The sequence below is a fragment of the Flavobacterium sp. RSP15 genome (assembly GCF_003968755.1).
In the GTDB taxonomy this organism is placed as follows: domain Bacteria; phylum Bacteroidota; class Bacteroidia; order Flavobacteriales; family Flavobacteriaceae; genus Flavobacterium.
Genome location: NZ_RYDL01000018.1, coordinates 1 through 17,022, shown reverse-complemented (window position 1 = coordinate 17,022; position 17,022 = coordinate 1). Strand labels below are relative to the sequence as shown.

Below are 17,022 nucleotides of genomic sequence, written 5' to 3'. Positions count from 1 at the left end.
AAATCAGAATTGCAATTTCAAGTACAAATGGAATAAGTAAACAAAGGTCAAAATTTAAAAAAGGAAAGTTAGTATAAAATCAAAAAAATATTGCATTAAATTTTTGATATAAATTTAAGGCGCATTAACCGTTTTTAGGTCTTGTACCTGAGTTTTTATAGCCGTTTTCATAAAGGAAAGACCTCTGAACATTAAACCAAATTCCAACAGAAAATAAGAGAGGTATTTTATTTTTTTTTGGTTTCTATGTAGGATTAAAAGAAAACCACCTGTAGTTGGTTTTGCAAGATGTCTAGAAGCAAAACTAATAATCAGAATAATCAGTTGGATACAAAAAAGTGATGTCGATGTGGGAAATATTATTTTTATATTTTTCCATGGCAATTAGGGCTTTCCATTCCGGCGAATCTACAAAAGATTTCCAATGTGCTTCCCGGCTTGTTTGATCTGCGAAAGTAGTGAGGTACATAAGGTTTGGCATTTTGGGACCAGAGATCACTTCGCCATAAAAAACTGCATTAAATCCCAATCGATCAAAGAGTTTTATTTCTCCTCCTCTGTTAAACATGGCTACTTTGTTGGCGTAAATTGCTTCTGTGGCTGATTCGTAGCTTCTCAATTCGTATACACGACTGGATCTTGTGCTGTTCAAAGCGGGTTTTGTCAGGAAAGGATGGTCTGAAAAAGCCTGTAACAAAACGGATTCTATTCTCAAGTATGAAGGTTCATTGTAAACCGCATTCAAATAGGCTGATCCCGCAGTTAAGTAGGTTTTGTCTTTAGCTAGTTTTTCGTCAAGTGCAAGGAATTGTTCCAAAGTGGAAAACGGAATCAGTACCACAATTTTTTTCAAGGTATCTGTGGCGTTTGGTTTTAACTTGAATACCCCAATATTTTTGATTCCCAGTTTTTTTAATCCCGGCAAATAAGCTTCTTTTAGGTACTTGTCAGTTGTTTGTTCTTGTTGTTCTGTCTTGAAAATATAGGTTTTGAGCTGATACAATTCCCTAGGTTTTTGAACAGGTGTTGGTACAATCGTTTGCGCGGGTACCGGTTTAAAACTGGTATTAGTAAATACGATCAGCAGTGTGAAAAATAGGTTGGTTAATTTCATTTCATTTTTTTTGGTGGTAGGCTAGCCTGAATAATTTTTATAAAAGTAGCCATTATTGTCCGATAAAAAAAGAAGTTAAATGAATGTCTTACTGTTAAAACCTTATTTATTATGTTGTTCCGTTTTATGAAATGGAAGTGTTTTTTAATATATCTAGTAGTACTTAAGTCCCTTATATACTATTTTCCACGCTAATAAGACTTGGCTTTTCCAGGGGTGATAAATTCATTGTCCCAGTTGCAATACTATAGGCTTTTTTCAATAGGAAATATCTTTTCGTTATTTTTTTGGAAAGTATTAATCATGGATCTTTTTCATAAATAAAGGCTATTGCTTTTTTTTGATATCTCTGTTAGTACTGTGACTTTGCGTGTTTTCTCAAGCTCAGCTATTCAAAGCTGATTTAAACCGGACGATTAACAATTCATTAACGATATCGTGTCAATTTGATGGTATTGAAAACTAGGGGTATTTCTCTTATTTTGACTCCTATTAGTAAAGAGAATTTTTTATGTTGAATGTTAGTCAGAAAGAAAAAAAATGTGTGCGGTATCTTGCCAACGAAATGTCTATAGCAGAGCGATCTGTGTTTGAAATTGAGCTTTCTTTAGATGATGATCTCCTTGCAGTTTTTGAAAATTTTCAAACCATTTGGATGAATTATCCCAATAGTGAAGTGCCTATACGAACTATTTCTTTTGAGGAAATCATCACTAAATATAATAAACCAGAAAAGATAAAATCCGTAAAAATTTCTATCAAAAAGAAGGCTGTTTTTGCTATGGCTTTTCTTATGGTTTTTTGTCTGGGTTTTTATTTTATAGGAATGACTCCTTCTGGGTATACCAATCATAAAATTGCCCTTAAAGGGCAGCGGCTAACTTTTAAGTTACCGGATAGCAGCACCGTTATTTTAAATTCAGGCAGTGAAGTTAAATATTCCAGTGATTTCAGTACACAAAGAGCCATCTGGTTGCAAGGGGAAGCTTTCTTTAAAGTTACGAAGAATACTAATTCTCCTTTTGTTGTACATACAAATGGTTTTGATGTGAAAGTTTTAGGAACAGAATTTAATGTCAGTAGCAATGCCATTGATCAAACTGTTTCTTTGGCAAAAGGAAAAGTAAACGTATTGCTTAAAGAAAGTAAGGATGAAATTAACCTATTGCCAAATGAAGAATTAGTATGGAATTCTAAAACCAAGTTAGTGATCAAAAGAAATTTTGATGTGAATAAGGTTGCTGCTTGGAAAGACAATATACTTATCTTGGATGATGAAAAATTTGAAGATGCGCTCCCAAAAATCAATCAATTCTATGGAGTAAATTTTATCATTAAGGATGCTGACATTGCAAATCAGCATATAAAAGGAGCTTTTAAAAACCAGACAATTGATGAATTTATAACGTCTCTGGAGTTTATTTCAGAGGTAAGCATCACAAAAACTATTCAAAACAACATCGAGATATCCAAGTACCATGAAAATTAATGCAACAAAAATGGCTAGTAGTGATTGCTTTTCAGACGATTATTTATTTCAGCAAATTCAGAATGGTCGATACGAGGCGATGGAACTTTTCTTTAAAAGGTATTACACGTCTCTGTGCCGTTTTGGAATGAGTTATGAATCGAACTCGTGCCTTGTTGAAGAAAAAGTGGCTGATATTTTTATTCAGTTGTGGACCAATAGAAATATTCTTGATACAATTAAAAACCCTAAATCTTACATCTATGTAATTGTGAAAAATAGTTTAAAAAAAATACGAAAATCAGAGCCATTTCACCAACAAATCGAAGAAACAAAAACTATAAACTCTATATTTTCGCCCAGTAGGGAGCAGGAGATTATTGAAAATGAACAAAAAGAAATGAATACTAATTTGATACGTGAAATATTAGATATTATTCCTAAAAAATCACGTCAGGCATTTGAACTCAGTAGAATCGATGGATTAAAATACAAAGAAATTGCGGAAATTCAAAACGTCACCCCTAAAACGGTTGAAAATCATATCGCTATTGCACTTAAATATATTAGTAGGGCTTTAGAATCCTATAAAAAAAGAGGGTTGCTGAACTCCATCTAATAATTAATAGAAAACCAACTATTCTAAAATCAGTTTTGGTTTGTAAAAAACAATAAATAATCACAGATAAAATGAAACAAAAAATTATTCTAACGGTATCCTTATTGCTTCTGTTTGGTAATGGAATATCTTATTCAAAGACTTCAAATACAATTGCTATTGAAGAGATTGCAGTCAAAAAAGAGAAAATCAATTTAAATCTAAAAGACGTTTCCATAAAGCAAACCTTTACTCTTATAGAACGACAAATAAACAATAGGTTTATTTATATGTCCGACCAAAAATTTCTTCAAAAGAAAATTTCTATTACCATCAACAACCAAGATTTAAATCAGGTATTAGCCGTTTTGAAAACTAAGGTGAGTCTTGATTTTAAGATCACTAAAAATGGCGTTTTAGTCAAAGAATTGGTTGGGATTACTCCAAAAAGCACGGCAAAAAAGAATCAGGAAAACCGAAAAATTACAGGAGTGGTTTTAGACGAATCTAATTTGCCAATACCTGGAGCTTCTGTTTTTGTAGTAGGAACCACGATCACTGCAACAACGGATTTTGACGGAAAATTCACGATTAGTGTTCCAGCAAATACAACGGTTTTATCGGTGAGTTATATCGGATTTGAGACCAAAGAAATTAATATTGAAAACCAGACGGAAATAAAAGTAATGCTTTCGGAATCGGCTTCTCAATTAAACGAAGTTGTTGTTATGGGGTATGGAACAGAACAAAGACGAAATGTTACCGGTTCAGTATCGTCTGTAAAAATGAAAGAGATTGTATCACAGCCTAAAGCGAATGTAACTGAAATGCTGGAAGGCCGTTTGCCGGGTGTTCAAATCATGAGTGACAATAGCCCAGGCGGAGGCTCTTCTATTCGGGTACGCGGGTTTAGCACTATTAACAATAATGATCCGTTGGTAATTATTGATGGGGTTCCTGCTTCCAATGGTTTAAATGGAATCAATCCATCCGACATAGAAACGCTTCAAGTATTAAAAGATGCTGCCTCGTCTTCTATTTATGGCTCTCGTGCGGCTAATGGAGTTGTCGTTATAACCACCAAAAAGGGAGGTAAAACTGGAAAAACTGAAATGCAATTTGATGGGTATTCCGGTGTTCAATCGGTATTTAATTTGCCTACTATGTTGAATGCGCAACAGTATGGAGACTTACTTTGGCAAGCAACTAAAAATGACGGGAAAGTTCCATCAAGCGGGATCTATGGTAGTAATCCTAATTCGCCTACAATACCGGCATTTCTCAATGCTGCCAATACGATTCCAAGTGGTGATGTGAAATGGATTAATGAAATCATGCGACCTGCAGCAGTTCATTCCTATAATTTATCATTGTCAAAAGGAGATGAAAAAAGTCAACACGCTTTTACACTTGGTTATTTTAATCAGGAAGGAATTATAAAGCATACTGGTTTTGAGCGTTTTTCGGCACGATTTAATTCTAGTTATAAAGTAAAAGACTTTCTGACTATTGGCGAAAATTTTACGGCTTCTTATTCGGAGCAAGTTGCAACAGGAACGAATAGCTCTTTGGGAAGTATTGTTTACAATGCCTTACAGTTTCCTTCTATTGTTCCGGTGTATGATATCAACGGAAATTTTGCGGGTAACCCAATCAATGATATTCCGAATCCATTGGGCAGTTTAACGCGGGCCAAAGAAAACAAACAAAAGCGAATTCAGGCTTTAGGAAATGTGTTTGCCAGTGTAAAAATTAGTGATTTTACATTTAAAACTTCTTTGGGACTGGACTTTCAAAATTATAATTTCAGGAATTTTTCACCTGTTTTTAATGAGATTCTTTCACAAAATGTTAAAAATGCTTTAACTACAAGCAATAGTTTTAATTATCAACTTACGATATCCAATACTTTAAATTACCAAAAACAATTTGGTCAACACAATCTGGATGTGCTTTTAGGACAAGAAGCGATTAAATATTATTACGAGGGTTTTGGTGCTTCTCGTCAAAATTTCCTTTATGAAGATCCCAATTTCAGATATTTAAGTTATGGCACCGAAAATCAATTAAATATGGGAACTGCAAATGAATGGGCTTTGAACAGCTATTTTGGTAGAGTGAATTACAATTTTAATCAAAAATATATCGTTAGTGCCACAGTTAGAAGAGATGGGACTTCTAGATTAGCCAATAATAATTGGGGTACCTTTCCTGCAATTTCTGGTGGATGGAGATTAGACAAGGAAGAATTTTTTGATTTTGGAAACACATTTACTTCCTTTTTACTTCGTGCGAGTTGGGGACAAACCGGCAATCAAGAATTACCGTCCTATTCTACGGTGGATAGTTATTCTAACAATAATAATTATTCTGATTATGCCATTGGAGGGCAAAATGTGATTGCAACAGGATTGACACAAACGAGAGTTTCGAATGCGAATTTATCTTGGGAAACTACGACTCAAAAAACAATTGGATTGGATCTTGGTTTTTTTAATAATAAATTAAATGTAACGGCAGAATATTACAACAAAGAGACTAATGATATTCTCGTTTATAATGTAATTCCCTTAACTTATGGAGGTACAAATGACGGACAATGGATTAATGATGGGCAAATGAAAAACCACGGTTTTGAATTGGATTTAAATTATGCCGATAAAATTAGTAATTTCTCCTATGATCTTGCTTTGAATCTGACGGGATACAAAAATGAATTGACCACTTTGAACAGTGTTGCCTATTTGGGAATTCCTAGTTCTTCCCTACATACAGTAAATTTTGGTCAGGAAATATCCAGAAGTGCCGTTGGGCAACCTATTGGATCTTTTTATGGATTTGTTTCCGAAGGCTTATTTCGCAGTCAACAAGAAGTTGCCGATTATGGGATGCAGCCCAATGCGCAAGCAGGAGATCTTAAATTTAAAGATGTAAATGGTGATGGAGTAATTAACAATAATGACAGAGCTTTTATTGGTTCTCCTCATCCGGATATCATGTTGGGTTTTAATATCAATTTGAAATACAAACAGTTTGATTTAGGAATGTTTTTTAACGGAAGTTTTGGAAATGACATCTATAATCTGACAAAATACAAAACTAATTTCTTTAATCAGGCTGCTTATAATAAAGACAGTGCATTATTAGGCGCCTGGACGATTGACAATCCTAATTCTTCTATTCCAAGATTGTCTTTAGATGACAGAAATAACAACATTCGACCTTCTTCGTATTATGTAGAGGATGGTTCGTATTTTAAACTAAACAATTTACAAATGGGTTATACTTTTGCTCCAGAAGTTCTAGCCGGAATGAAATTGCGTTTGTATGGTCAGGCGAGTAATGTATTTACAATTACCAAATATAGTGGTTTGACACCACAAATTGGGCTGCAAAGTTATTCTTCAAGCAACCGAAATCTTGATATAGGTATCGATAGAGGAATTTATCCCACTTCACGAACATTTACTTTTGGCTGTAATTTAAACTTTTAAATTTAAAAATGATGCGAATAAAAAACACAATAAAAATAGTAGCTTTTCTGGCTTTAGGACTTCAAATGAGTTCTTGTTCTGATACATTTTTAGAAGAAGTTACATACGGTGAAGTTGATCCTTCCGAAATGACGAAGCCGGCTAATGTAGAACGCGCCATTATATCCGCCTACAGCGTTTTAAACGGACAAATTGACGGAGCCTCAAATGCCCTTAATTCACCAAGTTCGAATTGGAGTTTTGGAGATGTCACGTCGGATGACAGTTATAAAGGCGGTGGTGGAACTGGAGATCAGAACAATATTCACCAAATGGAGATTTACAATGAAAACTCGACCACGTTGGATATAGAACGTAAATGGGTGGCACTGTACGAAGGGGTGAAACGGGCAAATGAAGCCATGCGATTGTTAAATGCTTCTCCTGATTTTGAAACCAGTTTGAAAGTTAAACGAATGGCAGAATTACGATTCCTAAGAGGACATTTTTATTTTGAGTTAAAAAAAATATACAATCGTATCCCGTATATTGATGAAACGGCAGCTACAGTAGCTGATTACGCTAAATCCAATACGACTTTCAGCTCAGCGGAATTGTGGACTAAAATCGAAACCGATTTTCAATTGGCCTATGCCGATCTACCCGTTACACAAACAGAGTTAGGGCGACCAACCAAGATCGCAGCTAAATCTTATTTGGCTAAATGTTATGTTTTCCAAAACAAATGGCAATTAGCCTATGATGCTACGACCGAAATAATGAGTAGTAATTATGGCTTACTAGCTGATTTTCAGCAAATATTTTTACCGGAAAATGATAATAATAAGGAAGTAATTTTTGCTATACAACATTCTGTTAAAGATGGTCAACCTAGTTCGTATAACGGGAGTATTGGAGATCGCTTATCAGCGCCAGGAGGTCCATTTTATTCCCAATATGGTTTTCACCGTCCTACACAGAATCTGGTGAATGCCTTTAAAACGGATGCTAACGGTTTGCCATTGGAAAACAACATCAACGTTGTATCCAGTGATAATGTAGATCCACGTATCGATATCACAATAGGCCGTCCAGGAATTCCTTATAAGGACTTGGGTGTTTTATACCAAGACAGCTGGGCAAGAGATTTAGCAACTTACGGGGCATTTGCTCCTAAAAAGCGAATTGTTTCTGCTAAATCTGCTTTTCATGTTACTGTTTGGCCGTATGTAAATGCTTTGAATTATTACATTCTTCGATATGCTGAGGTTGTTTTATGGAGAGCAGAAGCCGCTATTGAAATTGGAAAAATAGATGATGCGCGAATTTTAGTGAATCAAATTCGGAATCGTGCTGCTACCTCTACTTATGTAAAGACTTTAGATGGAAGCGCAAACGCAGCAAACTACAATATTAAATCTTATAACGCTATTTGGACTGATAAAATTACCGCAAGAGCTGCTGTACATTTAGAAACCCGTTTAGAATTGGCAATGGAAGGCCACCGTTTCTTTAATTTAGTTCGATGGGGAGAAGCAGATACTGTTTTAAATGCCTATTTGAAAGTTGAAAAAACAAGAAGAACGCATTTGACAAATGCGATCTTTACCAAAGGGAAAAACGAATATTTCCCACTTCCACAGCGGTATATTGATGCACTGCCAATAGGCACAGTAACTCAGAATAACGGTTTTTAAAAATAAATTTAAGTAAATTGGGCAATCGACCAGGTTGCCCAATTTTTTATACAAAAAGATGAGAAAAATAATTTATTTAGTACTAGCGTTTGTAACTATTTCAGGCTATTGCCAAAAAGCGAAAGGATTTGAATTGGGGTATGTTTCGTCTATTTCAGGTTCGGTGATTCAGGACAAGAATTTTTATTTATTGACTGCCATTCAAAACGATAAAGCCGTCAGTCAATTACTAGAAAACAATGTTGTTTTGAAAACAATTTTTAAGAAACAGCAACAAGCGATTGGTTCTAAACTAAAGTCTTGCAAAGACAGTCTTTCCTGCTTGATTACAGATTATCTGTTTAAAGAAAAAGACATCCTAAGTATTGATGAGGAACTTCTAATTTTGATGAAAGACGAAAAGGTACTGCAAGATTTTGTAAAAAATAATTTGCGTCCTTCTGGGAAATACGAGAATTTTAAAAACAGTACAGATACCGAATTATTACTAAAAGCATGGCAAGTTTGTACCATAGGAATGAACCGCATTATGAAAGTTTATGACCTTGGGGAAGCCCCGCAATATGCTAAAATGGATTCAGTTTCCTATGATGTACAGTCTGAATTTTATAAAGGATCGGTCTTTATGTGGTCAGATTTTCTTCATAATAAGAAGCCGAAAGAGAATGCCCTATTTTTTCAGGAAAGCTTAGATTTTAGCTTAGCACTGTTGTATATGAACCATCGGGATGAGGTGGAGCGCTACGAACCCTTGGAGGAAAAGGAGAACAAGAAAGCAATCGCTCATATAAAACAAATCAATTTCGATGCTTTTGATTATGCTTCTGTTCTAATTTTAGGTAACGGCCCGGAAAATTATCAAGACCGATTGTCTGTCATTGGAAAATTAAATTTGCAATTAGGAGTATTGGAATATGAAGCTAAGAAAGCCCCACTAATCATTGTTTCTGGAGGTCATGCCCATCCTTTTAGAGCGACTTATTGTGAGGCGATCGAAATGAAAAAAGAACTGATGAATGTGCATCATATTCCTGAAGAAAATATTCTAATTGATCCTTTTGCCCGGCACACCACAACTAATTTGCGTAATGCAACCAGATTGATGATTGGGTATCAAATGCCTCTTGACAAAAAAAGTATTGTAGTAACAAATGCGAATCATAGCGATTATGTTGGAAATCCAAACTTTAATGCGCGTTGTATGGAAGAATTGGGTTATTTGCCTGCAGTTATTTTAAAAAGACTAAATTCGACTGCGATAGAATTTCTACCCAATGTGGAATCTTTGCATCAAAATCCAATTGATCCCCTAGATCCGTAAATGTATACCATGAAAAAAATACTCGTACTTGGATTAGCAATCGTTACAGTAGCTTGCCAGCCTTTAAGAAATAATAGCGCTAATTTAGCCTCATCGACAGTAGAAAAAGTAAATGTCTTTTTAGGTACTTCAGGAGATCATGGACAAATGTCTCCAGCTGCTTCTTCTCCCTTCAATATGATGAGTATTGGCCCGCAAACTTATCCTCATATTCATTCGGGTTATGAGCATTTAGCAAAAGAATTTCTAGGATTTACCCACAGCCGTATCGAAGGAGTCGGGTGTTTGGGAAGTGGAGGAAATCTTTTGATAAAACCTATTTTAGATGGAGATGACAAAACGGAATTACTCAAAAAACAGGAATCAGCTTCTCCGGGTGTTTATAAAGTAGCTTTTGAGAATGGGATTCAGGCCCAAATGAGTGTAAAACAAAATTTCGGACTCCATCTATATGAATTTCCTAGAAAAGGAGCAGGGCTGCATATTGATTTATCTCATGCATTTGTAAATCGATTTGTTGCCGAAGCGCATGAAATTGGAACCAAAAGTATTAGTGGTTGGATAGATACTCAAACCACTTGTGACAAGGGAATATATCGTATTTATTATGTGTTGGAATTCTCTAATTTGGTTACAATTAGAAAAACAGCTGACCATCAATATCGTATTACTGCGCCCGAAGATGCCACGGAAATGGGAGTCCGTGTTGGTTTTTCCTCTGTAAGTACGGCTTTCGCCAAAGCAAAAATAGAAGTAATTTCCCTGAAAGAATTGGCTTCACAAACTGCGGCAGTTTGGGAGCATCATTTGAACAGAATAGAAGTTGAGGGTGAAAAAGATAGGGTAGCTTTATTTTATTCCCTTTTATACCGCGGATTACAAGCACCGTTTTTAGTTTCGGAAACCAATAGTACTTATAAAGCCATTGATGGATCCATTCAAAAATCTACAAGTCCAATCTACAGCGGTTGGGCTATTTGGGATAATTATCGCGAACAATTGCCTATGCTTTCACTAGCCTATCCAGAACGTTTTGGACCTATTGTAAATTCTATTGCAAATTTGTATCCGTATGGGAAGAATAATTGGGCTACAAAACACGAATCTTCCCCTACAGTACGAACGGAACATGCGATTGTTGTCTTATTGGACGGCTACAAAAAAGGATATCCTGTAAATTTTAATGCTATTAAAGATTCTTTAATCGCCGAAGTGGATCGTTTGGAATATAATGCACCTGATAAGGCTTTGGAATCCTCGTATGACAGTTGGGCGCTTTCTGAAATTCTGAAAATCACCAACGATTCTGTTTTGAGTGCCAAGTATTTGAATAAAGCGTTAGAATATAAGCACTATTGGGAAAAAGATTTCGCTGATTTATCCCAGAAAGATATCGATAAAATGCCTTCTCGCGGAATGTATCAGGGCACTGTTTGGCAGTATCGCTGGTTCGTTCCTTTTGATGTATCAGGTCTCAAAAAATTAACGGGCGGAGAAACTCCTTTTTTAAACCAGTTGGACCAGTTTTTTGCGGAGGACAATTACAACCATGCGAATCAGCCGGATTTACAAGTTCCGGGACTGTATAATGCGAGTTCCCAACCCTGGAAATCACAAAAACTGTTTCGGAATATTATGTTGGATACTGTAGTTCAGGCTTATTTTAATGACAATAGCAAGGGAATTGATTCCTATATTGGGAGGATCTATAAAAACGAACCCCAAGCCTATGTCCGCACTATGGATGATGATGCAGGGACGATGTCCTCTTGGTTTGTAATGCGAAGTATAGGTCTGTCTCCAGCAAATATTGGCAGCCCCATTTATTATTTGACAGCTCCAATCTTTGAGTCCGTAAAATTAAATTGGGAAAATGGAAAATCATTTCACATACAAGTGTCTAATTATAATAAAGAGTACTTTTATGTTCAATCAGCTCAATTAAACGGCCAGCCAATATACAGAAATTGGTTGACACAAGAGGAGATTAGCAAAGGAGGAACTCTGATCCTTGAAACTGCTGCTGTACCAAATAAAAAGTGGGGAATCGAGAATCAGTGGATTTCAAAAACAACAGAGGCAGAGGATTAATTAAAAGAATGCGAATTGGCAGTATTTTAAATCGTTTTATTTTGTCGCAAAAACACGAGATATTTGCGACAAAATGGTACTTTATACTGGTGCTAATTCATCGTTGTTAATCCACAATTTCAATAGTACTAAACTCACTAGTATATTTTTTTACTTGAATTTGAGTGGTAATTCTTTTTTTCAATTCTTCCACATGTGAGATGATCCCAATTTGGCGGTCGTCATTTTGACGAAGCAACTCGAGCGTGTCTAATGCATTATTCAAGTTTTCGGGATCGAGTGATCCAAAACCTTCGTCGATAAATAAAGAACGGATTTTAGTATTCTTACTCGCAAGGTCGGATAATCCTAACGCTAACGATAAACTTACCAAAAAAGTTTCACCACCAGAAAGCGAATTAATATTGCGAATTTCCCCAAAAAAGTTTTTGTCTTTTATTTGCAATTCCATTTCATCTGAGGTGTCATCTTTAAAAAGTTCATATCTGTTGAACATGGTTTCTAGATGCTTATTGGCGTGTTGTACCAATAAGGAAAGCGTAAAATCTTGAGCGAATTTTTTAAAAGCTTTGCCATCAGAAGAACCTACCGTTTTATTTAATAGATCCCATTTTTGGAATACATTATTTTTTGTTTTGATTACATCAATTATGAGTTGATTTTCCTCCTGTATTTTTTTATTATTATTGATTTGTTCCTTTAATTGCCCGATTTCTTGGTTTATTTTGGTTTTTTCTTCCTCTAAAGCCACTTTTTCGACATTTAAATCTTCTACTAATTTAGCTGTTAAAGGATTGGAATTGAGTTCCTCTTGTTTGAGTAAATTAGCATTCAATGCTCCTTCAATTTGTTGTTTTTTAGTCTCGAATGTTTGTTTTTGTGCAATTAACAAAACACTGTTTTCTAAGTTTAATGCTTCTTGTAATAGGACACTGTTTTCGAAACCATTTTCAGTCAGCTTATCATTCAATTGGGCTGTAGCCAAACGAAATACATCATCTAGTTCTGATTTTTCGGCAACCAATTGCCCTACATCAACGTGTTTGTTTTTGATGGAAGCCAAGGTGATTTCCTTTTTACCTTTCCATTTGGTTACCGAATCTTGTTCCGTCTTACCTTTAATTTGCAAACGGGATTCTTCCTCTTGTGGTGATTTTAATTCAAAATTGGCCGTTTGATTTCTAAATTCATTCTCTAGCAAACCTTTTTTAGTGTTAAGCGCTTCATCTACTTTTATATACTTTGAAACACTCTCTTCTAAACTGGTACTTTTTGTTGAAAACGCCGTTATGGCATTGTTTACGGTTACAATTTCAGTCTGATTGGCTTTTAAAATTTCATTACCGGCATTCAGTTTTCTTAAATTGTCCCCTAGTTTCTTGCCGATTTCAGAAACGGCTGCGATGTCATTTTCTTCTAAATTCTCATCAAATGAATAGAATATCTTTTTTATAAAAGCGAAATTTTCGGCTATGTTAACTTCCTTTTCGTCTATTTGTTTTTTGGCAGTTTGATAGGCAGTATCGGACAAATGAATTTCATTTAAATGGCTGGTTTTATTGGAATACAATTTATTAACACGGTCATAAGCTGCATTCAATTCCGATAGTTTATTAATCCGGGTTTGAACAAAGTCAAATTCAGCTTCCAAATTAAGAATTGCAGCTTCAATATCCTCCATTTTCAACTCTTTTTCAACTTGTAAAACGTATTTTAATTTAGCAGTAGCTTCCTGAATTTCAGCAATAGTTGCATTCGTGTTTATGATTTGTTGACTGGAACTTGCCACTTTTTTTACAGCTTCTTCCTTTTCATTTTCCTTTAATTTAATTTCGTAATCTAGATCTTTGATTTCATCGTCAATATCATTTTTAGAAAATATTTCAGGTAAATTCATGGCATAAGGGTGCTCTTTAGAACCGCATAACGGACAATCTTCGTCCTCTTTTAAATTGTGTCGGTGTTCCTCAAAACTCGCCAATAACTGTTTTAAGTTTTTATTTTCATGTAAGATCCCCAGCGATTTTTTTTTGTCAAAAATTGCTGTTTCTAAAGTTTCCCTGGATAAATTAGCGGTAATTAATTCGGCAGAATTTAGTCTTAATTGATCATTTTGACTTTCTAATTTTGGAAAATACTCTAATAATTTCTTCCAGTTTTCTAAATCGGTTTTTGTATTGTCTTTTAGTTTCGACAAATTTTCTAAGGTATCTGAATCCTTTTTTTGTAATTCTAATAAATCAACTTCCGATTTTAATGTAGTGTTTTCGTGTCTTGTGTTTTGCAATAACTTTTCTATCCCAATATTTTTTGTATCATAATCAGAAATCTGTTTTTGTAAACTTTCAATATTAAACGATTCAATTTCTTTTTGAGATTTTTCAATATCCTGCCGTTTTAAAATCACAGCTCCCTTCTCTGTTTCCCATGAGCCATATTTTTCATGTTGTACAATGGTTTTTTGGTTCTGTTCAATTGCAGAATCTAAGATTGATTTTTTGGCTGTTTGAGCCTTCAAATCTTCTAGGTTTGAATCGAAATTGCTTTTTGCTGTTACTAAATCTTTAGCATTTTGTTTTAGGGTTTCATTATTATTTGCAATCGCTCCAAAAGTTGTTTTGGCACTTTCAATTAATGGTTTTTTAAGTAATTGCTCTTTTTGAGTTTCTTCTAGTTTTTTGATTGCAGATTCTAATTCGGGTGCATTGGTAGCCAAAATTTTATTTAAACTTTCAATTTCATCAATCGTTCTTTGCGTGTTTACGGTATTTTTAGCGCACTCTTTTTCACTGTTTTGAAAAGCTAGCCAATCTTTTTCAATTAGTGTTGCTTTGCTGTAATGCTCTAATTTTTGATATAATTCGATATTATCTAAAAAATGTTGCTTCACCAATTCAAGCGAATTTTTATGCTGATTGATTTCTGTTTTCGTATTTTCAACAGCCGCTAACCAAGCAATTTCCGCTAGAATTCGGGTTAATTTCGGTTCTATTTCCTTAATCGTATTTTCTTTTTCTTCAAATGAAACGGCAATAGCATTTAATTCTTCTTCATTTAAAATATTTCCGTTTATGGTGGCTCTTAGGTTATTAATTTCAGTTTCAAAGGCTTTTGTATGCTCAAAAACCTTCTTCGAGATTTCTTCATAAATTTGTGTTCCCGTTATTTTGCTCAACATTTCGGCACGTTCATCCGGTTTTGCTTTTAAAAACGCTGAAAAATTATTTTGAGCCAATAAAATGGATTTGGTAAATTGCTCGTATTTTAGCCCAATAATTTCTTCTATCATTGGATTGACGTTTGATACTTTTTCGGCAATTAACCTAAATTCACCGTTCTCTTTTTTATATAATTTTCTGTCATCCGTAGCATTTATTTTGTTGTTTTTGTTAAATGAAGCTGCCCATCTTGCCAAATAAATGATGTCATTCACCTCAAAAGTAACTTCTGCGTAAGCTTCTTTTTGATTGCGAGTGATTATTTCAGAACTCGGTTTGTCATTGCCATATCGATTTATTTTACCGTATAACGCCAAAGTAATCGCATCCAAGATGGTTGATTTTCCGGCTCCTGTTTGACCGGTAATAGCATACAAACCTGCATGGGCCAAAATTCCATCGGTAAAATTAATTTCGGGTTGAACCCCTTTCAAAGACTGTATGTTGTTGATGTTTATTTTTAAAATTTTCATACTAAGATAATATTTGCTTTTTAAAGGAATATGGTATCGCCATTCTTCATTCCTGTTTGTGATTTGGAATAATAGCGATTTCATAAGAAGATGCTATTTTTTTATTGAAATCGGACAGAATTCTGTAATGCTTTGCCGGTGGTTTATCGCTTGGGTCAAAAAATGTTTTGAAAACCTAATGTGTGTTATTAATTTCATCCAATATCTGCATAAACAACGGCATTATTCCGGCAATACTTTCTTCATTCATTCCTTTTTTTTCGCATCTTATAGTAAAGATTTTTGGGATATTATCCAAAGGATTATTATCGGTACCGGCAATATATTCTTCTCTTATTGATTGATTATTAATTGAGGTAAACTTAGTAGTTCGGTTCAAAATTTCTATTTTTCGATCAATACATAAATCATTTATCTCGTTATTAAAGTCAATATAATTTACAGCTTCAGTAATTATGATTTCTGCCCAAGTTGGCAATACTTGTGAAGGTTCATGTAATTTTATTTTTTCAATAATTTCATCAGCCTTTCCTTCAAATCGTATCACGCTCCTTTGCAAAGGGATCGGCAGAGATTCATGTGCTATTTTATTATCGGCAATCGTCAAAACAGTTATTTCTTTAAGATCATTGCGTTCGTTAAAACTGAGCGAAATTGGGGAACCGGCATATTTTGCAATCACATTATCCGGATGTTGGACCATCTGAGGTTTGTGAATGTGCCCCATGGCAATATAATCATATCCGACTGAAAATACACTCGATGGGATTTGTCCGAGTGTCCCCACCAAAGAATGCATTCTTTTTTCGGCGGGTTCACTGAGAATACAGCCGGTGACATACAAATGCGCCGTGCCAATAACGGGTACACCTGGATAATTCGTTTTTGCTTGTTTCAACAAATTATCGTAGTGCTTTTTTACTTCCGATGTAAATAAACCATGGGCTTCATTGACGGTTTCGCCCTCGATAATTTTACGAATATCACCATCACGAAGGTAAGGCACTGCGGCAATAACGGCTGCGGCATTTGTTGTTCCGCGTTTGTAAACTGGGATTAATTCTCCCACATTGTTAAGATCGCCACCGACAATACTTACATTTAAAATTTTGAAAATATCTTTATAAGAATTTAATCGAGACGCTGAATCGTGATTGCCACCAATAATTATAACTTGTACCTTGAGTTTATAAGCCTCCAACAAAAAATAATGATATTTGTTTATGGCTTCAATTGAAGGACTCGAAACATCAAAAATGTCCCCAGCAATAATAATAGCATCAATAACCTGCGTTTGAATGGTTTTTAACAACCAATCGATAAAATAGGTGTGTTCCTCAATTCTTGATTTTTGCAAAAAGGTCTGTCCAAGATGCCAATCGGCGGTGTGTATTATTTTTAACGACATGAATTTTTTGTTATTGAGATTGTTTTACTACTTTTAAAAGATGCTTCTGACTAAATAATGATGCAATTTCAGTTTTTTTATTGACTTTCCACTACTATCCCTAACGCGAAGATAATAAAACCAGAATATTTAGTTGTTTCTCATGACACCTTATATATAGG

General features: G+C 34.8%; 9 protein-coding genes. 6 read left to right on the top strand and 3 right to left on the bottom strand.

What is annotated here, in order from left to right; translation table 11 throughout:
* Positions 1-304 precede the first annotated feature (304 nt).
* Positions 305-1,114 carry an NIPSNAP family protein gene (locus EKM00_RS13705; protein ID WP_126516555.1) on the bottom strand — a complete coding sequence of 270 codons (810 nt, stop codon included), beginning with the start codon at positions 1,112-1,114 and terminating at the stop codon, positions 305-307.
* 511 nt (positions 1,115-1,625) lie between these two features.
* Between EKM00_RS13705 and EKM00_RS13700 the strand changes: the two genes are divergently transcribed.
* The 6 genes from EKM00_RS13700 (at position 1,626) to EKM00_RS13675 (ending at position 11,762) form a co-directional block, all read left to right on the top strand.
* The gene (locus EKM00_RS13700) at positions 1,626-2,603 is read left to right on the top strand and encodes a FecR family protein (RefSeq protein WP_233592307.1); all 978 of its coding nucleotides are present in this window, start codon (positions 1,626-1,628) and stop codon (positions 2,601-2,603) included.
* Positions 2,593-3,201, top strand: coding sequence for a sigma-70 family RNA polymerase sigma factor (locus tag EKM00_RS13695; RefSeq protein WP_126516554.1), 609 nt, complete (start codon positions 2,593-2,595; stop codon positions 3,199-3,201). The genes EKM00_RS13700 and EKM00_RS13695 overlap by 11 nt, the downstream gene beginning before the upstream one ends.
* 71 nt (positions 3,202-3,272) lie before the next feature.
* The gene (locus EKM00_RS13690) at positions 3,273-6,674 is read left to right on the top strand and encodes a SusC/RagA family TonB-linked outer membrane protein (RefSeq protein ID WP_126516553.1); all 3,402 of its coding nucleotides are present in this window, start codon (positions 3,273-3,275) and stop codon (positions 6,672-6,674) included.
* An 11-nt stretch (positions 6,675-6,685) separates the two neighbouring features.
* Positions 6,686-8,350: a RagB/SusD family nutrient uptake outer membrane protein gene (locus EKM00_RS13685; protein WP_126516573.1), complete on the top strand. Its 1,665-nt coding sequence runs from the start codon at positions 6,686-6,688 to the stop codon at positions 8,348-8,350.
* A 58-nt stretch (positions 8,351-8,408) separates the two neighbouring features.
* Positions 8,409-9,671, top strand: a complete 1,263-nt coding sequence (locus EKM00_RS13680) for a YdcF family protein (protein ID WP_126516552.1) — start codon at positions 8,409-8,411, stop codon at positions 9,669-9,671.
* A gap of 9 nt (positions 9,672-9,680) precedes the next feature.
* The gene (locus tag EKM00_RS13675; RefSeq protein ID WP_126516551.1) at positions 9,681-11,762 is read left to right on the top strand and encodes a glycoside hydrolase domain-containing protein; all 2,082 of its coding nucleotides are present in this window, start codon (positions 9,681-9,683) and stop codon (positions 11,760-11,762) included.
* A 106-nt stretch (positions 11,763-11,868) separates the two neighbouring features.
* Here EKM00_RS13675 and EKM00_RS13670 read toward each other — a convergent pair whose 3' ends face one another.
* Both EKM00_RS13670 and sbcD read right to left on the bottom strand, forming a co-directional pair.
* Positions 11,869-15,537 carry an AAA family ATPase gene (locus EKM00_RS13670; protein ID WP_126516550.1) on the bottom strand — a complete coding sequence of 1,223 codons (3,669 nt, stop codon included), beginning with the start codon at positions 15,535-15,537 and terminating at the stop codon, positions 11,869-11,871.
* A 91-nt stretch (positions 15,538-15,628) separates the two neighbouring features.
* Positions 15,629-16,861: an exonuclease subunit SbcD gene (gene sbcD, locus EKM00_RS13665; protein WP_126516549.1), complete on the bottom strand. Its 1,233-nt coding sequence runs from the start codon at positions 16,859-16,861 to the stop codon at positions 15,629-15,631.
* Between the last annotated feature and the right edge of the window lie 161 nt (positions 16,862-17,022).